General features: G+C 64.5%; 20 protein-coding genes. 14 read left to right on the forward strand and 6 right to left on the reverse strand.

The window, feature by feature from the left end; genetic code table 11:
- The first annotated feature begins 10 nt into the window (after nt 1–10).
- From L610_RS01845 to rpe, 7 genes are all read left to right on the forward strand, one after another.
- Nucleotides 11–1,096, forward strand: coding sequence for an ABC transporter ATP-binding protein (locus tag L610_RS01845; protein ID WP_144701982.1), 1,086 nt, complete (start codon nt 11–13; stop codon nt 1,094–1,096).
- Nucleotides 1,097–1,123: 27 nt separating this feature from the next.
- On the forward strand, nt 1,124–1,882 hold the full coding sequence (locus L610_RS01850) for a sugar phosphate isomerase/epimerase (protein ID WP_024846352.1): 759 nt from the start codon (nt 1,124–1,126) through the stop codon (nt 1,880–1,882).
- A 6-nt stretch (nt 1,883–1,888) separates the two neighbouring features.
- A complete protein-coding gene (locus L610_RS01855; RefSeq protein WP_024846351.1) occupies nt 1,889–3,031 on the forward strand; it encodes a Gfo/Idh/MocA family protein in 1,143 nt (380 codons plus the stop codon).
- Between the two features lie 38 nt (nt 3,032–3,069).
- On the forward strand, nt 3,070–4,116 hold the full coding sequence (gene mgrA / locus L610_RS01860) for an L-glyceraldehyde 3-phosphate reductase (protein ID WP_024846350.1): 1,047 nt from the start codon (nt 3,070–3,072) through the stop codon (nt 4,114–4,116).
- A gap of 8 nt (nt 4,117–4,124) precedes the next feature.
- Nucleotides 4,125–5,756: a glycoside hydrolase family 43 protein gene (locus L610_RS01865; RefSeq protein ID WP_024846349.1), complete on the forward strand. Its 1,632-nt coding sequence runs from the start codon at nt 4,125–4,127 to the stop codon at nt 5,754–5,756.
- 19 nt (nt 5,757–5,775) lie between these two features.
- The gene (locus tag L610_RS01870) at nt 5,776–6,834 is read left to right on the forward strand and encodes a sugar phosphate isomerase/epimerase (protein WP_024846348.1); all 1,059 of its coding nucleotides are present in this window, start codon (nt 5,776–5,778) and stop codon (nt 6,832–6,834) included.
- Between the two features lie 72 nt (nt 6,835–6,906).
- The gene (gene rpe, locus L610_RS01875; RefSeq protein ID WP_144701985.1) at nt 6,907–7,590 is read left to right on the forward strand and encodes a ribulose-phosphate 3-epimerase; all 684 of its coding nucleotides are present in this window, start codon (nt 6,907–6,909) and stop codon (nt 7,588–7,590) included.
- Between the two features lies 1 nt (nt 7,591).
- Here rpe and L610_RS01880 read toward each other — a convergent pair whose 3' ends face one another.
- Nucleotides 7,592–9,031 (reverse strand): methyl-accepting chemotaxis protein, encoded by a 1,440-nt coding sequence (locus L610_RS01880; RefSeq protein WP_024846346.1) that lies wholly within the window; start codon nt 9,029–9,031, stop codon nt 7,592–7,594.
- An 82-nt stretch (nt 9,032–9,113) separates the two neighbouring features.
- A complete protein-coding gene (gene polA / locus L610_RS01885; RefSeq protein WP_144701991.1) occupies nt 9,114–12,062 on the reverse strand; it encodes a DNA polymerase I in 2,949 nt (982 codons plus the stop codon).
- A 422-nt stretch (nt 12,063–12,484) separates the two neighbouring features.
- On the opposite strand from polA, the gene L610_RS20095 reads away from it, so the two are divergent.
- The gene (locus L610_RS20095; RefSeq protein ID WP_186441279.1) at nt 12,485–12,643 is read left to right on the forward strand and encodes a hypothetical protein; all 159 of its coding nucleotides are present in this window, start codon (nt 12,485–12,487) and stop codon (nt 12,641–12,643) included.
- Between the two features lie 121 nt (nt 12,644–12,764).
- Here L610_RS20095 and L610_RS01890 read toward each other — a convergent pair whose 3' ends face one another.
- The 4 genes from L610_RS01890 to lnt all read right to left on the reverse strand — a co-directional run bounded on the left by L610_RS01890 (nt 12,765) and on the right by lnt (nt 16,963).
- On the reverse strand, nt 12,765–13,463 hold the full coding sequence (locus L610_RS01890; RefSeq protein ID WP_144701995.1) for a tRNA (guanosine(46)-N(7))-methyltransferase TrmB: 699 nt from the start codon (nt 13,461–13,463) through the stop codon (nt 12,765–12,767).
- A gap of 27 nt (nt 13,464–13,490) precedes the next feature.
- The gene (gene metK / locus L610_RS01895) at nt 13,491–14,735 is read right to left on the reverse strand and encodes a methionine adenosyltransferase (RefSeq protein WP_024846343.1); all 1,245 of its coding nucleotides are present in this window, start codon (nt 14,733–14,735) and stop codon (nt 13,491–13,493) included.
- A 144-nt stretch (nt 14,736–14,879) separates the two neighbouring features.
- The gene (locus L610_RS01900; protein ID WP_024846342.1) at nt 14,880–15,278 is read right to left on the reverse strand and encodes a helix-turn-helix domain-containing protein; all 399 of its coding nucleotides are present in this window, start codon (nt 15,276–15,278) and stop codon (nt 14,880–14,882) included.
- Between the two features lie 98 nt (nt 15,279–15,376).
- Complete coding sequence (gene lnt, locus L610_RS01905) at nt 15,377–16,963, reverse strand: apolipoprotein N-acyltransferase (RefSeq protein ID WP_144701998.1); 1,587 nt, start codon at nt 16,961–16,963, stop codon at nt 15,377–15,379.
- A gap of 181 nt (nt 16,964–17,144) precedes the next feature.
- Here lnt and rimP point away from each other — a divergent pair, with 181 nt between their 5' ends.
- The 6 genes from rimP (at nt 17,145) to truB (ending at nt 24,176) form a co-directional block, all read left to right on the forward strand.
- Nucleotides 17,145–17,753 carry a ribosome maturation factor RimP gene (gene rimP / locus L610_RS01910; RefSeq protein ID WP_024846340.1) on the forward strand — a complete coding sequence of 203 codons (609 nt, stop codon included), beginning with the start codon at nt 17,145–17,147 and terminating at the stop codon, nt 17,751–17,753.
- A gap of 47 nt (nt 17,754–17,800) precedes the next feature.
- Nucleotides 17,801–19,408, forward strand: a complete 1,608-nt coding sequence (gene nusA, locus L610_RS01915; protein ID WP_024846339.1) for a transcription termination factor NusA — start codon at nt 17,801–17,803, stop codon at nt 19,406–19,408.
- A 33-nt stretch (nt 19,409–19,441) separates the two neighbouring features.
- Nucleotides 19,442–20,092, forward strand: a complete 651-nt coding sequence (locus L610_RS01920) for an RNA-binding protein (protein WP_024846338.1) — start codon at nt 19,442–19,444, stop codon at nt 20,090–20,092.
- Nucleotides 20,089–22,668 (forward strand): translation initiation factor IF-2, encoded by a 2,580-nt coding sequence (gene infB, locus L610_RS01925; protein WP_024846337.1) that lies wholly within the window; start codon nt 20,089–20,091, stop codon nt 22,666–22,668. Before L610_RS01920 ends, infB begins: the two co-directional genes overlap by 4 nt.
- A gap of 111 nt (nt 22,669–22,779) precedes the next feature.
- The gene (gene rbfA, locus L610_RS01930) at nt 22,780–23,187 is read left to right on the forward strand and encodes a 30S ribosome-binding factor RbfA (RefSeq protein WP_024846336.1); all 408 of its coding nucleotides are present in this window, start codon (nt 22,780–22,782) and stop codon (nt 23,185–23,187) included.
- Nucleotides 23,187–24,176: a tRNA pseudouridine(55) synthase TruB gene (truB, locus tag L610_RS01935; RefSeq protein ID WP_024846335.1), complete on the forward strand. Its 990-nt coding sequence runs from the start codon at nt 23,187–23,189 to the stop codon at nt 24,174–24,176. The genes rbfA and truB overlap by 1 nt, the downstream gene beginning before the upstream one ends.
- Nucleotides 24,177–24,233 lie beyond the last annotated feature (57 nt).

Raw genomic sequence — 24,233 nt, forward strand, 5'->3', positions numbered from 1 at the left:
AGGGCCGCCGATGCCGAGCGTCGTCATCCGCGATGTATCGCTGAACTTCGGTGTCGTGGAGGTGCTGAAATCGCTCAACCTCGAGGTCGACAAGGGCGAGTTCCTCGTCCTCCTTGGCCCGTCGGGGTGCGGAAAATCCACGCTGCTGAACTGCATCGCGGGACTTCTGGACGTCAGCGCCGGGCAGATCTTCATCAATGGACGGAACGTGACCTGGGACGAGCCGAAGGATCGCGGCATCGGCATGGTGTTCCAGTCGTACGCGCTCTACCCGCAGATGACGGTGGAGGGGAACCTCTCCTTCGGCCTGAAGAACGCCGGCGTGCCGAAAGACGAGATCGCGAAGCGCGTCGCGCGGGCGGCCGAAATCCTGCAGATCGAGCCGCTTCTGAAGCGCAAGCCTTCGGCGCTGTCGGGCGGGCAGCGGCAGCGCGTTGCGATCGGCCGCGCGCTGGTGCGCGACGTCGACGTGTTCCTGTTCGATGAGCCCCTGTCGAACCTCGACGCCAAGCTGCGCTCGGAGCTGCGCGTCGAGATCAAGCGCCTGCACCAGAAGCTCGGCAACACGATGATCTACGTCACTCACGACCAGATCGAGGCGATGACGCTCGCCGACCGCATCGCGGTCATGCGCGGCGGCATCATCCAGCAGCTCGACACGCCGCAGGCGATCTATTCGCGGCCAAAGAACCGCTTCGTCGCCGGCTTCATCGGCTCGCCGTCGATGAACTTCATCGAGGGACAGCTGGCGCAGCATGACGGGACCTGGGTGTTCGAGGCGGCGGATTTGCGCGTGCCACTTGCGACCTATCCGTTCCAGGAGACGAACTTGTCGCCTCGCGCGGCGACGCTCGGCGTGCGGCCGGAGCATGTCGGCCTCAACACCGGCGAGGGCTGGCCGTTCGAGGTCGAGACGAGTGTCGAGGTGGTCGAGCCAATGGGCTCGGACACGCTGGTCTGGACCAAGGTCGCCGGCCACGACTTCTCGGTCCGCATGGCGACGGAGCGCGCGCCGAGCGCCGGCCAGCGCGCCACGGTCGGCTTCGACCCGCTTCGCGCTTCCCTCTTCGACGCCGAGACCGGCGAGCGACTTTGAACCCGGATTCCTGCAGGATTTTAGATGATGAACTGGTCCTTCCAACTCTACTCCGCCCGCAAGTTCACACCTTGGGAAGAGGTCCTCGCCATGGTGGCGGAGGCGGGCTACGCCGAGGTCGAGGGTTTTGGCGCGCTTTATGCCGACATCGAGCCGGCGCGGCTGCGCGAGCTTCTCGACCGCAGCCGGCTGATAATGCCGACCGGGCATTTTGCGCTCGATCTGCTCGAGAGCGATTTTACCGGGGCGGAGAAGATCGCGAAGACGCTGGGTATCACCACAATGGTCTGCCCGTTCCTGATGCCGGAGAAGCGGCCGGGCGATGCCGCGGGCTGGCGCGACTTTGCGCGGAAGCTGGAGACAGTCGGCCAGCGCTGCCGCCATGCCGGCTTCGGCTTTGCCTGGCACAACCACGACTTTGAGTTTGTTTCGCTCGCCGATAGCACGATCCCGCAGAAGATCATTCTCGAGGAAGCGCCGAGTATTGGCTGGGAAATCGACGTCGCCTGGGTGATACGCGGCGGCAGCGATCCGAACGAATGGATCGGCCGCTACGGGTCGCGCATCGTCGCCGTCCACGTCAAGGACATCGCGCCCGCAGGCGAGAACGCCGACGAGGACGGCTGGGCCGATGTCGGCCACGGCACCGTCGACTGGCCGGGGCTACTGGAGTCGCTGAGGGCGAAGACGCCGGCGAGGCACTTAATCGTCGAGCATGACAATCCGGGCGATGCCGCGCGGTTCGCGCGCCGGTCGATCGCTTCCCTTCGCGCGTTTCAGGAGTAGGTCCGGATGGGAAGGAAGCTCGGCGTCGGCGTGATCGGCTGCGGCAACATCTCGGCTGCCTATTTCAGGTTCGGCCCGCTGTTTCGGGGCATCGAGATGCGGGCAGGCGCCGATCTCGTGCCGGAGGTGGCGAAGGCGCGGGCGGAGGAGTTCGGCGTGCGGGCGGAGACGGTTGAGGGGCTGCTTGCCGCCGACGACATCGACATCGTCGTCAACCTCACCATTCCGGCCGCGCATTATGAGGTGTCGAAGGCGGTGCTCGATGCCGGCAAACACGTCTACTCGGAAAAGCCGTTCGTGCTCTCGGTCAAGGAGGGCAGGGACCTTGCGCAGCGCGCGGCGGCTAAAGGGCTCAGGATCGGCTCGGCACCCGACACGTTCCTTGGTGGCGCGCACCAGTTCGTCCGCGCGATCATCGACAGCGGCCGCCTCGGAAAGATCACCAGCGGCACCTGCACGGTGATGAGCCATGGCATGGAGCATTGGCATCCAAACCCGGATTTCTTCTTCCAGCCGGGCGCGGGTCCGGTGCTCGACATCGGGCCCTACTACATCACCAACCTCGTCCAGCTGATCGGGCCGGTGGCGCGGGTGGCGGCGCTGACGGCAACGCCCGCGGTCGAGCGCACGATCACCTCGCAGCCGCGCTTTGGCGAGAAGATCAGGGTCAACACGCCGACGACGATCCACGCGCTGCTCGAATTCCGCAACGGCGCGGTCATTACGCTGAATGCCAGCTGGGACGTCTGGAAGCACGGCCATGCGCCGATAGAACTCTATGGCGAGGAGGGATCGGTGTTCGTGCCGGACCCGAACTTTTTCGGCGGCGAGGTGCGGCTAACCGACAAGGTGGAGCCGGCAAAGAAGCTGCCGAAGTGGGAGCACCCGTTCTCGATGCCGAACCATCAGCACCCGTCTGGCATGCTGGCCAACTACCGCGCCTGCGGGCTTGCCGACATGGCGCTCGGCATCATCGAGAACCGGCCGCACCGCTGCTCGGCAGAGTTGGCGCTGCATGCGGTTGAGGTGATGACCGGGATCCTAAAATCGGGCGAAACGGGCAAGTTCGTCGACATGGAGACGACCTGCGAGCGGCCGCAGGCGCTGGCGCCGAAGGACGCGAAGGCTATGCTGGCGAGGCACAACTAGCTACCAATACGCCTTCGTCAGATCGAAGAGGAAAGTCCATGTCCTACCAGCCAGCAGCCAACCGCTACGACACGATGACCTACAACAGGTGCGGGCGATCGGGCCTCAAGCTGCCGGCGATCTCCCTCGGCCTGTGGCACAATTTCGGCGAGGACACGCCGCACCAGACCAAGCGCGCCATCTGCCGCAAGGCGTTCGATCTCGGCATCACCCACTTCGACCTCGCCAACAATTACGGCCCGCCTCCGGGCTCTGCCGAGATCGCGTTCGGCGAGATCCTGCGCACCGACTTCGCCGGCCATCGCGACGAGCTGATCATCTCGACAAAGGCCGGCTACAACATGTGGCCGGGACCGTATGGCGAGTGGGGCAGCCGGAAATATCTGCTCGCTTCGCTCGACCAGAGCCTGAAGCGGATGGGGCTCGACTATGTCGACATCTTCTATTCGCACCGTTTCGATCCCGACACGCCGCTCGAAGAGACGATAATGGCGCTTGACCACGCGGTGCGCTCCGGCAAGGCGCTCTATGTCGGCCTGTCGTCCTACAACTCGAAGCGCACGCGCGAGGCGGTGGCGATCCTGAAGGAACTCGGGACGCCGTGCCTCATCCACCAGCCGTCCTATTCGATGATCAATCGCTGGGTTGAGGAAGACGGGCTCCTCGATACGCTCGACGAGCTCGGCATCGGCTCGATCGTGTTCTCCCCGCTGGCGCAGGGCATGCTGACCGACAAGTATTTGAACGGCGTGCCTGAGGACGCGCGCGCGGCCAAGGGCAAGTCGCTGCGGCCCGAATTCCTGACCGACGAGACGATCGCCAACATCCGCTCCCTCAACGAAATCGCCAAGCGCCGCGGCCAGACGCTGGCGCAGATGGCGCTGGCCTGGGTGCTGCGGGAAAATCGCGTCACCACGGCGCTGATCGGCGCAAGCCGGCCGGGCCAGGTCGAGGACTGTGTCGGGGCGCTGGCGAACCGCGAATTCAGCGCCGAGGAACTGGCCGAGATCGACCGATACGCGCGCGACGCCAACATCAACATCTGGGCGGCATCCGCGGAGCGGAAGGGACCGCCGAGGAAGTAGGGAGCAAGATGATCCGCAACCCGATCCTGCGAGGCTTCAATCCGGACCCGTCGATCTGCCGGGTTGGCGACGACTACTACATCGCCACCTCGACCTTCGAATGGTATCCGGGCGTGCAGCTGCACCACTCGCGGGATCTGGTGAAGTGGCGGCTGGTTGGGCGTGCGCTCGACCGCAAGAGCCAGCTCGACATGCGCGGCAACCCGGATTCCGGCGGCATCTGGGCGCCGTGCCTGTCCTATGCGGACGGGCTGTTCTGGCTGGTCTACACGGACGTGAAGCGGCTCGACGGCGCGTTCAAGGACACGCACAACTACATCGTCACGGCCCCTTCGGTCGAAGGGCCATGGTCGGACCCCGTCTATGTGAACTCGTCGGGCTTCGACCCCTCCCTGTTCCACGATGACGACGGGAAAAAATGGTTCCTCAACATGCTGTGGAACCATGTTTCCTCTGGCGTCGGCGGCCAGCCGAAGCATCCGTCCTTTGCCGGCATCCTGCTGCAGGAATACGATCCGGCCGCGGGCAGGCTGATCGGTGAGGCGGTCAACATCTTCGAGGGAAGCCCGCTCGGGCTGGTCGAGGGACCGCATCTCTTCAAGCGCGACGGCTGGTACTATCTGACGACCGCCGAGGGCGGCACCGGCTACGGCCATGCGGTGACGATGGCGCGTTCGCGCAACATTGCCGGGCCGTACGAGATGCACCCCAACGTGCATCTCATCACCTCGAAGGACGCGCCGGAGGCAGTGCTGCAGCGCGCAGGTCACGGCCAGCTGGTCGTGACGCCGGCGGGCGAAATCTACCACACGCATCTGTGCTCGCGCCCGCTGCCCGGCACGCGGCGCTCGCCCCTGGGGCGCGAGACGGCGATCCAGAAATGCGTCTGGAAGGACGACGGCTGGCTCTATCTCGAACATGGCGGGCAGGTGCCCGCCGTCGAGGTGCCCGCGCCGCGCGGTGCGGCGGAGCCGAAGCCGCTGCCGCGCATCGAACGCTACGATTTCGACGAGGCAAAGCTTCCGCTCGACTTCCAGTGGCTGCGCATTCCCGAATGGCAGCGGCTGTTTTCGCTGGAGGCGAGGGCAGGGCACCTGCGCCTCTACGGGCGCGAGTCGATCGGCAGCTGGTTCGAGCAGGCGCTGGTCGCGCGCCGGCAGGACGCGTTCGACTTTCGCGCCGAGACGGTGGTGGAGTTTACGCCAACGAGTTTCCAGCAGGCGGCGGGGATCGTCCACTACTACAACCGCCACAAGTTTCATTTCCTCGCCATCACCCATGATGCGCGGCTAAGCGGGCGGGTGCTCACCGTGATGAGCTGCCCCGGCGACTGGCCGGACGGGCGTCTGACCTTTCCGATGGCCGAGCCGGTGCGGCTGCCGGGTGATGGACCGGTGGGGCTTGCAGCCGAGGTTCGCGGGGCAGAGCTCGCCTTCCACTTCGCGGCAGTGGATGGCGAGTGGCAGCAGGCGGGCGGGGTGCTGGACGCGAGCGTGATTTCTGACGAAGGTGGCCGGGGAGAGCACGGCTCCTTCACCGGAGCATTCATCGGAATGGCCGCGTTCGACACATCAGGACGCGGCGCGCATGCCGACTTCGACTGGTTTACCTATGAGAGGCTGGCGCCCGGCGCGGCCTGATTTTTGGAGGAAGGATTTCATGGCGACACAGATCAAGGGCCCCGGAATTTTCCTGGCGCAGTTCGCGGGCGACGAGGCGCCGTTCAATTCACTCGCATCGATCACGAAATGGGCTGCCGGCCTCGGCTACAAGGGCGTGCAGATCCCGACCTTCGACCCACGGCTGTTCGACGTCGACAAGGCGGCGACGTCGAAAACCTACTGCGACGAGATCAAGGGCATCTGCGCCGACGCGGGCGTCGAGATCACCGAGCTGTCGACGCACCTGCAGGGCCAGCTGGTCGCTGTGCATCCGGCCTACGACTCGCAATTCGACGGCTTTGCGCCGGCGAGCGTGCATGGCAATCCGAAGGCGCGGCAGGAATGGGCCGTCGACCAGATGATGAAGGTCGCCAAGGCCTCGAAGAATCTCGGCCTGTCGGGCTCGGTGTCGTTCACCGGCTCGCTCGCCTTCCCGTATCTCTACCCGTGGCCGCAGCGCCCGGCCGGACTGGTCGAGGAGGCGTTTGCCGAGCTTGGCCGCCGCTGGAAGCCGATCCTCGATGCCTATGAGGATGCAGGCTGCGACGTCGGCTTCGAGATCCATCCGGGCGAGGACGTGTTCGACGGCGCGACCTTCGAGATGTTCCTCGACGCGGTCGGCGGTCACAAGCGCTGCATGATCAATTACGATCCCTCGCACTTCCTGCTGCAGCAGCTCGACTATCTCGCCTTCATCGACATCTACCACGAGCGGATTTCGGCCTTCCACGTGAAGGATGCCGAGTTTAACCCGACGGGCCGCCAGGGCGTCTATTCTGGCTACCAGGGCTGGGTGAACCGCGCCGGCCGCTTCCGCTCGCTCGGCGACGGACAGGTCGACTTCGGTGGCATTTTCTCGAAGCTGACGCAGTACGGCTACGACCGCTGGGCGGTGCTCGAATGGGAGTGCTGCATCAAGCATCCCGAGCAGGGTGCGGCAGAGGGTGCGCCGTTCATCGAGGCATACCTGATCCAGGTGACAGAAAAGGCCTTCGACGACTTCGCCGACAGCGGTGTCGACCGCAAGGCGCTGCGCCAGATGATGGGAATCGAATAGCCGCGCCAGTCTGCTCTCGACAAGCGCGGCCTCACGCGTTAGGCGGGCGGGCAGAGCAAGGAGCTGCCCGCCATGACCGGAACCATCATCGCGCCATCCGTCCTTTCCGCCGACTTTTCCCGCCTTGGCGAGGAAGTCGAGACCGTCGCCGCCGCCGGCGCGGACTGGATCCATCTGGATGTCATGGACGGCCATTTTGTGCCGAACATCACCTTCGGCCCGCAGATCATCAAGTCGATCCGCAACCGCACCGACAAGGTGTTCGACTGCCACCTGATGATCGCGCCGGCGGACCCGTATCTGGCGGCCTTCGCCGATGCCGGCTGCGATATCATCACGGTCCATGCCGAGGCTGGCCCGCACCTCGACCGCTCGCTGCAGGCGATCAAGGCGCTCGGCAAGAAGGCCGGCGTGTCGCTCAACCCGTCGACGCCGGAATCGGTGATCGAATACGTGCTCGACCGCCTTGACCTCGTGCTGCTGATGACGGTGAACCCGGGCTTCGGCGGTCAGGCGTTCATTCCGCCCGTGGTGGAGAAGGTGCGTCGCGTGAAGGCGATGATCGGCGACCGGCCGATCGACATCGAGATCGACGGCGGTGTGACGCCCGAAACGGCGCCGCTGGTGGCGGCTGCCGGCGCCAATGTGCTCGTCGCCGGCTCGGCCGTCTTCAAGGGCAATTCGCAGGAAGCCTATGCGCGCAATATCGAGGCGATCCGCAACGCGGCGGACCTCGCCTCGGGACGCGCCGTCTAAGTCAGACGCGGTAGCCGATCCGGAAGCCGCCCCAGTGGCGGCCCTTGACGAAGATCGGCGCCGACACGTCCTTCATCAGCACGAAATTGCCGCCGCCCATGTCGCGGCGGTAGGTCTGCAGCAGGAACGGGCGCGTGTTGCGCCCGGCGCCCAGGCCCGTGCGATCCTTGAACATGCGGCGATTGCGGCAGTTGGCGGCGTTCCAGACCGGATCGCTGCTCTGCGGCTTCGAATAGATCAGGTTGTGCGTCGGCAGGTACCCGTTGCGGTCGATGGCGGCGCAAAAGACGATGCGCTCGTCCAGCTGCAGCACCGGCTCCTGGATCGCCGGCAGAACCGCATCGGTGAAGGGCGTGAAGCGCGTCAGCACCTGCTCCGGATTGGTGCCGGGCACCGGCCGGTAGTTCTCGTCGAACAGGTCCGTCATGCTGATGCGGCCGCCGTCGACCGCCTGCTCGAACAGGGCGGCGATTTCGCCTGCCCTGAATTTTGCTATCTCGATCAGGTTGCTGTCCGGCATCTCGATGCCGGAGCTGGCGATGAAGAGGATGAAGTCCTCGGAGATGTCGAGGATGGTTTGCGAGCGTTCGCCGGCGGTGGTGAGCTTCGCGTCGCTTTCCTTCGCGACCTGAACCATCGAGCGCAGGTGCCCGCGCAGCTCGTCGGCCGCCTCGATGTTGCGGCGGACCGGCTCGGCCATCAGGTCGATGTTGTCGGCGAGCTCCTCGACGGTCTGGACGAGCGACTGGATCGTGCGCGTCGCGTCGCTGGCGCGGCCTGATGCGGCGATGGCGGCCTCGGCGGTGCCGACGCTGGAATTGGCATTCTCGGTGAGTTCGCCGAGCGTGACCTGAAGCGCGGACAGGCTTTCCTCGTTACGCTTGGCAGCGGCACCGACCTGATCGGCCAGCGCCTTAAGTGCGGAGCCGATGACGGCAAAGCCCTTGCCGGCGTCGCCGAGCCGCGCGGCCTCGATCGAGGCATTGATGGCGACAAGCTGAGTCTCGCGCGCGATCTCGTTAATCGAGGCGGACACCTCGCGCACCCGCTTGATCGTCTCGGTCACCTTCTCGAGCGTCGCCGAAAAGCCCATGACGCCGTCGCTGAGCGCCTTCATGTTGGAGACGGCGTCGTCCAGCGTGCCGGCGACCGTGTCGGCGCTCTGGGGAAGCACGGCGCGGGTCTGCGATGCGGCCGCACCGACCTCCTGCATGGAAGACTGCAGCTGGGCGTTGATTTCCTTGGAACTCTGGGCCGAGCGGACCACGTCGCGCAGCGTCTGGATCTGCTGGTGACCCAATGCGCCGACGTCCTCGATCAGCCCGGCAAGATCTGCGATCTCGACGCCGAGGCGGCTGCCGCGCTCGCCGATGGCGGCGATACTGGCGTCGTGCAAGTGTGCATCTGCATCCTCGTGCAGACGCATGGCCGCAACATTCATCCGTGTTCTCCCCCGCGGACTAGTAGAGAGAACTTGGCGACTGCAGCTTAATTTCGCGTTAAGTAAAATAACTTCCGCTAATTCAGTGCGCTTCGTCCCAATTTCTTGCCGCGCGTGCGTCGACATGCAGCGGGACTTTCATCGCTACCGCCGGCATTGCCGCATTTTCCATCACCTTGCGGATGACGGGGATGGCGGCTTCGACTTCTGCTTCCGGCGCCTCGAAGATGAGTTCGTCGTGCACCTGAAGCAACATGCGGGTTTGGGTGAGCCCCGCCTGTTCCAGCGCGTCCTCCATGCGGATCATGGCGCGGCGGATGATGTCGGCGGCCGAGCCCTGGATCGGCGCGTTGATTGCCGCGCGCTCGTTGAAGGCGCGGATCGACGGGTTCGGCGAGCGGATTTCAGGATAATTCGCGCGGCGGCCGAAGATGGTCTCGACATAGCCCTTGTCGCGCGCCGTTGCCTTGGTGGCTTCCATGTAGTCGCGGATGCCGGGGAACCGCTCGAAATACTTGCGGATGGAGGCGCCGGCTTCCTCGCGCGGGATCGACAGCTGGTTGGCAAGGCCGAAGGCCGAGATGCCGTAGATGATGCCGAAATTGATCGCCTTGGCGCGGCGGCGCACCTCGCTCGGCATGCCCTCGACCGGAACACCGAACATCTCGGAGGCGGTCATCGCGTGGATGTCGATGCCGTCGGCAAAGGCCTGGCGCAGCTGCGGAATGTCGGCGACGTGGGCAAGGACGCGCAGCTCGATCTGGCTGTAGTCGGCCGAGATCAGCAGGTTGCCGGGATCGGCAATGAAGGCGGTGCGGATGCGCCGGCCCTCGGCGGTGCGGACCGGGATGTTCTGCAGGTTGGGATCGGACGAGGACAAGCGGCCGGTCGTGGTCGCGGCAAGCGCGTAGGAGGTATGGACGCGGCCTGTCTCCCGGTTGATGAAGCCGGGCAGGGCGTCGGTGTAGGTGGACTTGAGCTTGGTGAGCTGGCGCCAGTCGACGATCTTGCGCGGCAGCTCGTGGCCTTCCGCGGCAAGGTCCTCGAGGATCTGCGCCGAGGTCGCCCACTGGCCGGTCTTCGTCTTGGTGCCGCCCGGCAGGCCAAGCTTGCCGAACAGGATTTCGCCGAGCTGCTTCGGCGAGCCGACATTGAAGCGCTCGCCGGCAAGCTGCTGGATCTCTTCCTCCAGTGCTGCCGCGCCCTGCGCGAGCTCGCCCGAGAGGCGGGAGAGGATCTGACGGTCGATCGAGATGCCGCGTTGCTCCATGCGGGCCAGCACCGGCACCAGCGGCCGTTCCAGCCGCTCGTAGACGCTGACGAGGCCCTTTTCGACGAGGCGCGGCTTGAGCACGCGCCACAGACGCAGCGTGACGTCCGCGTCCTCGGCGGCGTAGCAGGTTGCCTGGCTGAGCTCGATCAGGTCGAAGGTGCGCGCGCTTTTGCCCGAGCCCGCGACGCTCTTGTAGGAGATGGCCTTGTGGCCGAGCCAGCGCTCGGCAAGCGCGTCCATGCCGTGGCCGCCATTGATTCCGGCCTCCAGCACGTAGGACATCAGCATGGTGTCGTCATACGGCGTAATGTCGATGCCGTGACGGTGCATGACGACGAGGTCGTATTTGAGGTTCTGGACGATCTTGAGGACCGAACGATCTTCGAGCAGCGTCTTCAGTGCTGCAAGCGCGTCGCGGATCGGGATCTGGTTCTCGATGAGCCCGCCGCCGAACATGTCGGTCTCGCCCGACTTGTGGTTGAGCGGCACGTAGCAGGCGCGGCCGGGGCGAGTGGCGAGCGAGAAGCCGCATAGCTCGGCCTGCATCGGATCGAGCGATGTCGTCTCGGTGTCGAAGGCGACAAGGCCAGCCTCGCGGGCTTCCGCGATCCATTGGGTGAGCGTGGCGAGATCGCGCACGCACTCATAGGCCGAGGTGTCGATCGGCGTGGCGGCCGCTTCAGATGCCCGCGCCGCGGCCAGCGCTGCCGGGGTAAAGCCGGCCGGAGCCTGAGAGGTCGAAGCGGCGGGCGCAGCTTCGCCGCCTGAGGATACCGCAGCCGGGTCTGACGCGACGTCGAGATCCGGGCCATGCGCCTCGGTGCCCCATTCGACCGGCACATGCGCCGGCTCGATGGCAGACGCGTCCGCACCGGAGGCCTCGGCCACGCGGCGGGTGAGCGTCGTGAATTCCATCGCCTTGAGGAAGCCGATCAGCTTCGGCGCGTTTGGCGGCTGGAGCACGAGCGAGTCGAGAGGCTCGGCGACCGGCACGTCGTTCTTCAGCCGCACCAGCTCGCGCGACAGCAGTGCCTTGTCGCGGTTTTCGATCAGCGTCTCGCGGCGCTTGTTCTGCTTGATCTCATGCGCGCGCGCCAGCAGCGTGTCGAGATCGCCGAACTCTTCCAGGAGCTGCGCGGCGGTCTTCTGGCCGATGCCGGGAACGCCGGGAATGTTGTCGACCGAGTCGCCCATCAGCGCCTGCAGGTCGATCATCTTTTCCGGCGGCACGCCCCACTTCTCGACCACCTCGGGGATGCCGATCTCCTTGTCCTTCATCGGGTCGTAGAGCGACACGGCCGGCGTGACGAGCTGCATCAGGTCCTTGTCGGACGAGATGATGGTCGTCTCGGCGCCGGCTTCCGAGGCAAGGCGTGCATAGGTGGCAATGAGGTCGTCGGCCTCGTAGCCCTCCATCTCGATGCAGGGCAGGTCGAAAGCCTTGGTCGCGTGGCGGATCAGACCGAACTGCGGGATGAGGTCTTCCGGCGGCGCGGAGCGGTTTGCCTTATATTCTGGGTAGAGCTCGTTGCGGAACGTCTTCGACGAATAGTCGAAGATCACGGCAAAGTGCGTGGGCGTTGCGCCCACGTCGGTATTGCGCGCGTCCTGCATCAGCTTCCAGAGCATGTTGCAGAAGCCCGCGGCGGCACCCACCGGCAGGCCGTCGGACTTGCGCGTGAGCGGCGGCAGTGCGTGATAGGCGCGGAAAATGTAGCCCGAGCCGTCGACGAGGAAGAGATGATCACCCTTTTTCATGGCCTGAACGGGTAGCGCGGGACGGCACGGCATGTCCATCCCAAAGCGTCAGGAGTGATCGGCCTGCACAGCCGAGGCGGGGTACCGCTTTAGGATCACGCTCATGTTACAGAAGTGTAATGTTCCGTGCCCTTGAATCGCCACTATCCGGGGACCAAATTCAGCCTATCGGCAATTAGACGCCGAGTCCGGAGAAGGCCCGTCCCCCGCCTGTACCGGACACCGCGGGAGCCTCATCCCCCTCTCCGGGCTCCCGCCCCATTTTTTAAGGGCCGCCGTGGTTCCCTCCGCCACGGCGGCTTTTTTATGCCCCGGTGATGTTGCGTTGCACAAATGCATGGATGCCATGCGGATTCCGCTCTTCCGGAACGGCAGGGGCGCTCCTATCTTTGTTGCAACGCACAACGAAAGGCGCAAGAACAATGAGCAAGTTCGCCAGGGGAATTTCCGATTTTCTCGATATCGTAGGCAGCGCGGTCGCCGTTTCGGCCGCGACCCGCGAAGGCCGTCAGGCACGCGCATCCGATCTGCAGCGCCTCGGCATCGACCCGCAGCGCTTCCGCGAGATCCGCCGCTACTAACAGCGAGCAGCAGGTGCGACGGCAAAGTCGCCATGCATGACAGATGTACGGCCCGGTCGTCCGAGAGGATACCGGGCCGTTTCAGTTTGTAACGTGTCTTCCGGCCGAAGCCGGACAAAATCTACTTGCGGATGAAGGTGAGGTAGGCCGGGACACGGCCTTCGCGCAGGGCCTTTGCCTCGTAGCGCGTGCCGGGCCATGCCTCGTAGGGCGTGCGCCAGTGGAGTGGCGACTGTGCCTGCCACTCGAACGCCTCGTGGGCGCGGCAGTGCAGCAGCGTCCAGTTGACATAGGTGTCGATGTCCGAGGCGAAGCGGAAGCGTGCGCCGGGCTTCATCACCCGCGCGAAGCGGTCGAGATTGACCTCGCTGACGAAGCGGCGCTTCCAGTGGCGCTTCTTCGGCCACGGATCTGGGTAAAACAGGTCGATGCCGTCGATCGAGGCGTCGGGCAGCCAGTCGAGCAGCTGGGTCGCGTCGTCATCGTGCAGTCGAAGGTTCGGGAGCGGCGTCTCGTCGAGCTTTGCGATCATCTTCGCCATACCGTTGACGAACGGCTCGACGCCGATGAAGCCGGCCGACGGGAAGCGGCTGGCCTCATGATGCAGGTGCTCSCCGCCGCCAAAGCCGATTTCGAGGCGGACGGCCTCGACGGGCACCGGGAACAGCGTCTTGAGGTCGGCGGGAGCCGGAGATTTCAGGTCAACTTTCAGCTCCGGCAGGATGCGCGCCATGGCGCCCGCCTGGTGCGGGCGCAGCGGCTTGCCGTGCCTGCGGCCGAAAAACGCTTCTGTGCTGCGTGAAGGTCTCTCGGCCGTCATGTCGTTCTCGGTACTCTCGTCTGTGGCTCAGGCCGCGATCGCGTCCTTGAGAGCCTTGGTCAGGTCGGTCTTTTCCCAGGAGAACGAACCATCGCGCCCCGGCTTGCGGCCAAAGTGGCCGTAGGCCGACGTCTTTGCATAGATCGGCTTGTTCAGGTCAAGATGGCGGCGAATGCCGGTTGGGGACAGATCCATAACCTTGCGCAGCGCTTCCTCGACCTGGGCCTCGTTGACGCCCTTGCCGGTGCCGTGCAGGTCGACATAGATCGACAGCGGCTGCGCGACGCCGATGGCGTAGGAAAGCTGGATCGTGCAGCGGTCGGCAAGCTTGGCGGCCACGACGTTCTTGGCGAGGTAGCGCGCGGCATAGGCGGCCGAGCGGTCGACCTTGGTCGTGTCCTTGCCGGAGAACGCGCCGCCGCCATGCGGGGCCGCGCCGCCGTAGGTGTCGACGATGATCTTGCGGCCGGTGAGGCCGGCATCGCCGTCCGGGCCGCCGATCACGAACTTGCCGGTCGGGTTGATGTACCAGTTGCAGTTGTCGGCGATCTTGAGGTCGCCCAGCGCCTTGCGGATGTAGGGCTCGACCACATCGCGCACCTTCTTCGAATCCCAGGAGGGATCGAGGTGCTGGGTCGAAAGCACGATCTGCGTCACCTCGGTCGCCTTGCCGTCGACATAGCGGACGGTGACCTGGCTCTTGGCGTCCGGGCCGAGCTTGGCGGCTTCGCCTTCCTTCTTGTGGCGGGCTTCCGAGAGGAGCTCGAGGATCTTGTGCGCGTAGTAGATCGGCGCCGGCATCAGGTCGGGCGTCTCATTGCAGGCATAACCGAACATGATGCCCTGGTCGCCGGCACCTTCCTCGCCCTGGCGGTCGGCGGCGTTGTCCACGCCCTGCGCGATGTCGGCCGACTGCGAGTGCAGCAGGACGTCGATCTTGCACGTCTTCCAGTGGAAGCCGTCCTGCTCGTAGCCGATGGCGCGGATCGCCTTGCGGGCGATCGACTTGAACTTGGCCGGGTTGATGACCTTGTTGCCGTTCTTGTCGAGCTTCATCAGCGAGTCCGGCAGGCGTACCTCGCCGGCGATGATCACGCGATTGGTGGTTGCCAGCGTCTCGCAGGCAATGCGGACACTCCATGGGTCCACGCCAGTCCGTTTGGCTTCGCGATAGACGAGATCGACAATTTCATCCGAGATGCGGTCGCAGACCTTGTCCGGATGACCTTCGGAAACCGACTCGCTCGTGAAAAGGTAGTTCTGGCGTGCCACGGGTATCCCCTCTTGAAAGAAAGTCGATCAGATCGACACATGCACATTCTGTTATCTGTCCGGGGAATGCCGCGTCAAGGCGCAAAGGGTCCCAGCAGGGTGACGCCAATAAAAGGTCATGATCGAAAACCGTAGAGGCCGGCGCTATTCTTCGCCGGCAAGGGCGCGCACGAGGTCGATGACCTTGCGGCGCACCTTCGGGTCGTCGATGCGCGCGAAGGCGCGGTTGAGCTGGATGCCCTCGGTGCTCGAAAGGAAATCTACCATGTAGGTCGACTGGCTTTCTTCCATCAGGCCTTCTTGTCCGCCAGGGGCGCCGTCAAAGAAAAAGGAGGGCGGAACCTCCAGAATCGAGGCAATCGCTTGCAGGCGCGAGGCGCCAACGCGGTTGGTACCCTTCTCGTATTTCTGTATTTGCTGGAAGGTAATGCCGAGGTGCTCGCCAAGTTTTTCCTGGCTCATGCCAAGGATGTTCCGGCGCATGCGGATTCGGCTGCCGACATAGACGTCAATCGGGTTAGGTTGTTTTTTCTGATCCGGCATCATGTCCTCACCGCATCAACGGAATGCTCAGCTACCTGATTGCTTCCGGCGGCGCGAATCCTTCGCCAAAAGGTAGCTTTACTATGGATTCCGAACCTTTAGCTGTCAATCGATCGGCGGCGGGAGCGTAGTGCCGAAGCCCCTGCCCAAACGGTTAGGATGACGATGATCGCCGCCCCGACGATATCGGGCCGTGTAACCAGAGGTTGTACGCGTTGCAGCGGAACGGCCGCATCGAGCGCGCCGACGGCGTCGATCGCATAAGCGTCGATCACCCGTCCGTAGGCGTCGACCACGCCGGAAATTCCATTATTTGCAGAACGGATAAGGGGACGTCCCGCCTCGACGGCGCGGATCTGCGCCTGGCGGAAGTGCTGGTAGGGTCCGGGCGTGTCGCCAAACCAGGCGTCGTTGGTGATGTTGAGGATCACGTCGGCGTCGGCGTCGCCGTAACCCGCAATACCCGGAAAGATGATCTCATAACAGATGAAGGGGAGTATCCGCACTTCATCCAAAAGACGGATGGCGCGGCGCTGCCCGCCTGGGGAAAAGTCGGAGACGTTGTCGACGATCTTCTGCAGCCCGGCGCGTGACAGAATGTCGGCGAGGGGCAGGTATTCGCCGAAGGGAACGAGGCGGATCTTGTCGACGGCGTCGAAGATTTCGCCGCCGGAGTTGATCGCAACCACCGCATTGTAGAAGCGCGCGTCGGCTCCCTTGCCCTCGATGCGCACAGCGCCGGCAAGAAGATCCTGCCTGTCGCCGATCATGTCGGCAAGCCGGGTGAGGGCTTCCGGCTGCTGCGAGAGGATGAAGGGAACCGACGTTTCCGGCCAGACGATCAGCGAAGGCTGGGGCGCGCCATTGGCGGGTTCGGCAGAGGACAGGTCGAGATAGGTCTGGAAGATGCGCTCGCGCATCTCCTCGCTCCATTTCTCGCTCTGGTCGATCGAGGGCTGCACCAGCCGGACCTGGATGGTCTTTTCGGGCGTGGCGTCGCCCATGCCGATGCGGACAAAGCCGTAGCCGATGTGAAGAGCGGCGATGAGGGCGGCGAGCAGGAAGCCGGCGGCGCGGCCTTTGCGGGCGGCAAGCAGCGCCGGAACCGAGAACACGAAGACGGCAAGCGTGTTGATGCCGGCCATGCCGATGACGGTGACCGACTGCATCATCTCCGGCACGGGCATTGCCGCCTGGCCTATGGCGTTCCATGGAAAGCCCGTGAGCACGAAGGTGCGCAGCCATTCGGAAAAGCCGAAGGCGGCGGCAAGCGCGGCGATGCGGCCGATGCCGTCGCTCCAGAAGGCGCGGGCAAGGGCTGCGGCAAAGCCGTAGAAGATCGCGATCAGCGCCGGCAGGCCGAGAACGGCGAAGGGCAAGGCCCAGGCGAACAAATCCGCTTCAACAAGAAGTGCATTGCCGATCCACCACAGGCCGACGAGGAAATAGCCGAAGCCGAACCACCAGCCGATGAAGAAGGGTTGGGCAAGCCGTCTGAGGAACGACTGGCCCGGATAGCCGGCCGCGCCGTCGAGCAGCCAGACGAGGATCGGGAAGGCGATGAAGCAGGCGGCGGGGAAGTCGAAAGGCGGCTGTGCGAAGGCGCCTAGTGCCCCCGCGATGAAAGCGGTCAGCGCCCGACGCCATCCCGATTGAAGTATTACCCAGCCGGCCAGGCGCTCCATGTATCAGGCTCCCGCGAATCACCCCGATCTTTCTAGCAGTGGTTAACGTGGCCACCAATGTCGCTGATGCTTGATAAACCGGACCCGCGGGTATATATACGGCTCAAATTCTTGGTCGGTATGGCGAAGAGTGGGTCCACCCGGTCCCGCTCTTTTTTGTTAGCCGGCCCGTGGAGAGACTATGGTTGAAGTGAATACCGGCGACGGCCGCATCATCAGGGAAACCGGCATCGACGCGCGCGTGGCTGCCATCGTGATGCCTGTCATTGCTGCTGCGGGCTACAGGCTCGTACGCGTACGGCTGCTCGGACAGAACGGGCTGACGCTGCAAATCATGGCCGAGCGCGAAGACGGCACCATGGATGTCGAAGGCTGCGAGGAACTCAGCCGCGCCATTTCGCCCGCGCTCGATGTGGAAGATCCGATCGACAAGGCTTATCATCTCGAAGTTTCCTCCCCGGGCATCGACCGGCCGCTGGTGAGGAAGTCGGACTTCGAGGCTGCGCTGGGGCACCTGGCAAAGCTGGAAACCGCGGTCATGATTGCCGACCGCAAGCGTTTCCGCGGCAAGATCATCGCAGTGGCCGACGAAGGCGTCACGATCGCGCGCGACCAGGTCAGCTATGGTGAAGAACCGAACGTTACCATCCCGTGGGATGCGATTGCCGAAGCCAAGCTCGTCCTGACCGACGACCTGATTGCCGAGGCGTTCCGGCGCGACAAGCTGGCCAAGAAGCAGCGCGAGGCGGAAGACGCCGATGCGCAGGATGATGACGATAACGCAAACTGAGACGAGCACCCGGCGCTAAGCCGACGGAGTTGTCCGAGGAGACCGACATGGTAGTCAGTGCAAACAGGCTGGAGCTTCTGCAGATCGCGGATGCTGTCGCGCGCGAGAAGTCGATCGACAAGAAGATCGTCATCGAGGCGATGGCCGACGCCATCCAGAAGGCCGCGCGTTCGCGCTACGGTCAGGAGACCAATATCCGCGCCGACATCAACCCGAACACGGGTGAGATGAAGCTGCAGCGCCTGCTCGAGGTCGTCGAGAACGTCGAGGAATACGCTCGCGAGATTTCGCTGGCTGATGCGCGCCTGCGCAACCCGGACGCTCAGATCGGCGACTTCATCGCCGAGCCGCTGCCGCCGATGGATTTCGGCCGCATCGCTGCCCAGTCGGCCAAGCAGGTCATCGTCCAGAAGGTGCGCGAGGCTGAGCGCGACCGCCAGTATGACGAGTACAAGGACCGCGTCGGCGAGATCGTCAACGGCACCGTCAAGCGCGTCGAGTACGGCAATGTGGTCGTGGACCTCGGCCGTGGCGAGGGCATCATCCGCCGCGACGAGTTGATCCCGCGCGAGAACTACAAGTATGGCGACCGCGTCCGCGCCTATGTATACGACGTGCGCCGCGAGCAGCGCGGTCCGCAGATCTTCCTGTCGCGCACTCATCCGCAGTTCATGGCGAAGCTGTTCACCATGGAAGTGCCGGAAATCTACGACGGCATCATCGAGATCAAGTCGGTCGCCCGCGACCCGGGCAGCCGCGCCAAAATCGCCGTGACCTCGCGCGACTCCTCGATCGACCCGGTCGGCGCCTGCGTTGGTATGCGCGGCAGCCGCGTGCAGGCGGTCGTGGCCGAGTTGCAGGGCGAAAAGATCGACATCATTCCGTGGTCGCCGGATGCCGCGACGTTCATCGTCAACGCGCTTCAGCCGGCGGAAGTGGCCAAGGTCGTTCTCGATGAGGACGCCGAGCGTATTGAAGTCGTGGTTCCGGATGACCAGCTGTCGCTGGCAATCGGTCGCCGCGGCCAGAACGTGCGCCTTGCTTCGCAGCTGACCGGCTGGGATATCGACATCCTGACCGAGCAGGAAGAGAGCGAGCGCCGCCAGAAGGAATTCGTCGAGCGCTCGAACCTGTTCATGGATGCGCTGGACGTCGACGAGATGGTCGGCCAGGTGCTGGCTTCGGAAGGCTTCACCTCGGTCGAGGAAGTGGCCTATGTCGACGCCGACGAGATTTCGTCGATCGACGGCTTCGACGAGTCGACCGCCGAGGAAATCCAGACCCGTGCGCGCGAATATCTCGACCGCATCGAGGCGGAGCATGACGCCAAGCGCCGTGAACTCGGCGTCGAGGACGAGCTGCGCGAGCTGCCGGGGATCACCACCGCGATGCTGGTCGCGATCGGCAAGGATGGCGTGAAGACCCTCGAGGACTTCGCCGGCTATGCCATCGACGATCTGGTCGGCTGGAAGGAACGCAAGGACGGCGAGACCAAGTTCTACTCGGGCGTTCTGTCCGAGTTCGGTGTCACCCGTGCCGACGCAGAGCAGATGGTCGTTGCTGCCCGCCTGAAGATGGGCTGGCTGAGCGAGGACGATCTTGTCGCCGAGGGCGAAGAAGAAGCTGCCCAGGCAGAGGACGAAGCCGGAGCATGATGATGCTTCCGGATGGAGTAGTGCTTGAAAGATATGAGCGAACGCACATGTATAGTAACGCGGCAGGTCGGCGAGCCGGATGGTTTGCTGCGCTTCGTCGCGGGACCGGACATGTCCGTTGTCCCCGACCTCAAGCGCAAGCTCCCCGGACGCGGCTGCTGGGTCACTGCTGAAAGGCAATATGTAGAGCAGGCGGCGAAGAAGAACATCTTCGCCCGTGCTCTCAAGATGAAGGTAACATCTCCGGACGATCTTCCGGAGATGGTGGACAGGCTGCTGAAGCAGTCTGTCCTCGGCTCGCTTGGCCTCGCCCGCAAGGCGGGCCAGGTTGTGATGGGGGCTGCCAAGGTTGAAGCCTCCGTTCGGTCGGGCAAGGCGATGCTGGTCCTGCATGCCCTGGAGGCAGCGCCGGACGGCGTCAGAAAGATCGATCAGGCCCGTCGGTGGGTCGTATTTCAAGATGGCCCGTCGATCCCCGCCTATAAACTCTTTTCGGAAGCCGAATTGGGTTTGGCATTAGGGGGGACAAATGTGATACATGCAGCCGTGCTCGCCGGTGACACGGGCAAGGCTGTGCTGAAGCGCATGGTGGCGCTTGACCGTTACAGGGGCGGTTCCCCCGAAGACCGGGCGATGTTGGCGGCGACCGGCGATCATGATGACGCCGCAGAGGATACGGAATGAGCGATACGAAAGACGACAAGACGCTGGGCGTCAACTCAAAGAAGACTCTGACGCTGAAGCGCCCCGGCTCCGAGCAGGGCACTGTGCGCCAGAACTTCTCGCATGGGCGTTCGAAGGCTGTCGTCGTTGAGACAAAGAAGCGCAAGTTCTCTTTGCCTGGCGAAAAGCAGGAGAGCCCGACGCCGACAGTCACCCTGAAGCCGCGTGCGCCGCAGGCTGCACCGACGACTCCGGCTCCGACGCCGCAGGCCCCGCGCCCGGCGCCGACGCAGCCGCGTGGTGGCATGGTGCTGAACACGCTGTCGAGCGAAGAAATGGAGGCGCGCCGCCGCGCCCTGCAGGATTCACGTCTGCGTGAGGTCGAGGAGCGCAAGCGCGCTGCCGAGGAAGCCGCGCGCCGCGCCGAGGAAGAAGAGCGCCGCCGCAAGGAGCAGGAAGAATCCGCACGCCGCCAGGCCGAGGAAGAGGCACGGCTTGCCGCCGAGGCCGAGGCCAAGCGCCGCGCCGAGGAAGAGGCCAAGCGCCGCGCTCCGGCCGAGGAGAAGCCGAAGGTTGCAGCTCCCGCCAAGCCGGTTGTCGTGGATGACGATGATGAGGACGAGCGCCGCCGCGGTGCCGCCGCTGTCAAGCGCGGTCCCGCCAAGCCGGAAGCTGCGCCGAAGCCCGTCAAGAAGCCTGAAGGCGACCGCCGTCGCGGCAAGCTGACGCTGACCTCCGCCCTGTCGGGTGACGAGGGCCGCGGCCGCTCGCTGTCGTCGATGCGCCGCCGTCAGGAGAAGTTCAAGCGCTCAATGATCAACGAGCCGCGCGAGAAGATCTCCCGCGAGGTGGTCATCCCCGAGACGATCACGCTGCAGGAACTTGCACAGCGCATGGCCGAGCGTGCGGTAGACCTCGTCAAGTTCTTCATGAAGCAGGGCCAGATGATGAAGCCCGGCGACGTGATCGACGCGGATACCGCTGAACTCGTCGCCGTTGAATTCGGCCACACCGTCAAGCGTGTTGCCGAGTCCGACGTCGAAGAGGGCATGTTCAACATCGAAGACCGTGAAGAGGATCTGAAGTCGCGTCCGCCGGTGGTGACCATCATGGGTCACGTCGACCACGGCAAGACCTCGCTGCTCGATGCGATCCGCAATGCGAAGGTGGCCGAGGGCGAAGCCGGCGGCATCACCCAGCACATCGGTGCCTATCAGGTTGAGCAGAACGGCCAGAAGATCACCTTCATCGACACGCCGGGCCACGCTGCCTTCACGCAAATGCGTGCCCGCGGCGCGCAGGTCACGGACATCGCCATCCTGGTGGTTGCCGCTGACGACAGCGTGATGCCGCAGACGATCGAGTCCATCAATCACGCCAAGGCGGCGGGCGTTCCGATCATCGTGGCGATCAACAAGATCGACAAGCCGTCGGCTGACCCGCAGAAGGTTCGCACCCAGCTGCTGCAGCACGAGGTGTTCGTCGAGTCGATGGGCGGTGAGGTTCTCGACGTCGAGATCTCGGCGACCAAGAAGATGAACATCGACAAGCTGCTCGAGGCGGTTCTCCTGCAGGCCGAAATTCTCGACCTGAAGGCAAATCCGGACCGCACGGCGGAAGGCGTTGTCATCGAGGCAAAGCTCGACAAGGGCCGCGGCCCGGTTGCGACCGTTCTCGTCAACACCGGTACGCTCAAGGTCGGCGACATCCTCGCCGTCGGCAACGAGTGGGGCCGCGTGCGTGCGCTCATCAACGATCGCGGCGAGCAGATCAAGGAAGCGGGTCCGGCAACGCCGGTCGAAATCCTCGGCCTGCAGGGCACGCCGATGGCCGGCGACCGCTTCGCGGTTGTCGAGACCGAGGCCCGCGCCCGCGAGATCTCGGAGTACCGTCAGCGTCTCGCCCGCGAGAAGGCTGTTGCCCGTGCTGCTGGCCAGCGCGGCTCGCTCGAGCAGATGATGTCGCAGCTGCAGACTTCGGGTCTCAAGCAGTTCCCGCTCGTCATCAAGGGCGACGTGCAGGGTTCGGTCGAAGCCATCAACGTGGCGCTCGAGAAGCTCGGCAACGACGAGGTGCGCGCACGTGTCGTCCATTCGGGTGCAGGTGCCATCACCGAGAGCGATGTGTCGCTGGCCGAGACCGCCGGTGCCGTCATCATCGGCTTCAACGTCCGCGCCAACAAGCAGGCGCGCGCGGCTGCCGAGCAGGCCGGTATCGAGATCCGCTACTACAACATCATCTACGACCTGGTGGATGACATCAAGCAGGCCATGTCGGGCCTGCTGTCGCCGGAGCGTCGCGAGACCTTCCTCGGCAATGCCGAGATCCTCGAGGTGTTCCACATCACCAAGGTCGGCAAGGTGGCGGGCTGCCGTGTCACCGAGGGCCGGATGGAGCGCGGCGCGGGCGTGCGCCTGATCCGCGACAACGTCGTGATCCACGAAGGTACGCTCAAGACCCTCAAGCGCTTCAAGGACGAAGTGTCCGAAGTGCCGGCCGGTCAGGAGTGCGGTATGGCCTTCGCCAACTACGAAGACATCCGCCAGGGCGATGTCATCGAGGCGTTCCGCGTCGAGATGATCACGCGCACGCTGTAACAGCGGCGTTTACAGTACGATCTGGGGGTGGCGGACATTCCGCCGCCCCTTGCGTTCGTCTATCGCGGCGCCGGTTCCATTCCGGCTGCCCCGAGCAAGGGAAATCTACCCATGTCACGGTTTGCAAGTTCCGGCCCATCCCAGCGCCAGCTTCGCGTCGGCGAACAGGTGCGTCACGCCCTGTCGGCCGTGCTGCAGCGGGGCGAGATCCGCGATGAGGTCATCGAGAACGCGGTGATCTCGATCAACGAGGTCCGCATGTCACCGGACCTCAAGATCGCGACTGCCTTCATTTCGCCGATCGGCGGCGCCGACAACGACTCCGTCATCAAGGCGCTGGCACGCAACGCCAAGTTCATTCGCGGCCGTGTCTCGGGATCGCTCCGGCAGCTCAAATACATGCCGGAGTTCCGGTTCCGCCTCGACACGAGCTACGACAACATGTCCCGGATCGACGCGCTGCTGCGCTCTCCCGAGGTCGTCCGCGACCTGAATACCGACAAAGAAGAAGAGAATTAATGTCCCGTCCACGCAAGAAGAAGGGCCGGCCAGTCTCCGGCTGGCTGGTGCTCGACAAGCCGTACCGCATGGGTTCGACCGAAGCGGTCTCGAAGATCAAGTGGCTGTTCGGAGCCGAGAAGGCGGGACATGCTGGCACGCTCGATCCGCTGGCTTCCGGGATGCTGCCGCTGGCGCTGGGCGAGGCCACCAAGACCGTTCCTTATGTGCAGGACGGCGCCAAGGTCTACCGCTTCACCATCACCTGGGGCGAGGAGCGGACCACCGACGACCTCGAAGGCGAGGTGACCAAGCGTTCGGACAAGCGCCCGTCGGAGGCTGAAATCCGCGCGCTGCTGCCGAAGTACACCGGCGTCATCATGCAGGTGCCGCCGCAGTTCTCGGCGATCAAGATTGCCGGCGAGCGCGCTTATGACATCGCCCGCGACGGCGAAACCGTCGACATTCCGGCGCGCGAAGTCGAGATCGCCCGTTTCGACCTGATCGAAATCGCTGACGAGAACTCGACTGTGTTCGAGATCGAATGCGGCAAGGGCACCTATGTCCGCTCGCTCGCGCGCGATATGGGCCGCGACCTCGGCTGCTACGGGTACATCTCCAGCCTGCGCCGCACCGAAGTCTATCCGTTCACCGCGGAAGACATGGTGACGATGGAAGAGATCGAGGCAGCGCTTGCGACCGTGCCGCTGCCGGCACCGGAGCCCGTCGAGGGTGACGAGCGTCCGCGCTCGCCGCGTCCGGGCCCGGACCAGTGGAAGGTGCTCGACGAGTTCCTGCTCGACACGGGTGCTGCGCTCGATTCGCTGCCGCAGATCATCGTCAGCGACGACACGGCAGCGCGCATCCGCTCGGGCAACCCGGCGATCGTGCGCGGCCGCGACGCGCCTGTCGAGGCCGACGAGGCCTGCGCTTTCTCGCACGGCAAGCTGCTGGCGATCGGCTCGATCGAAGCCGGCATGTTCCGCCCCAAGCGCGTCTTCGCCAGCTGATTTGACATTGAATTGGCCGTTCGTCTGGAAAAAGCTCCGGCGAACGGCTATCGCTAC

It is taken from the genome of Aminobacter sp. J44, from assembly GCF_007829415.1.
Taxonomy (GTDB): domain Bacteria; phylum Pseudomonadota; class Alphaproteobacteria; order Rhizobiales; family Rhizobiaceae; genus Aerobium.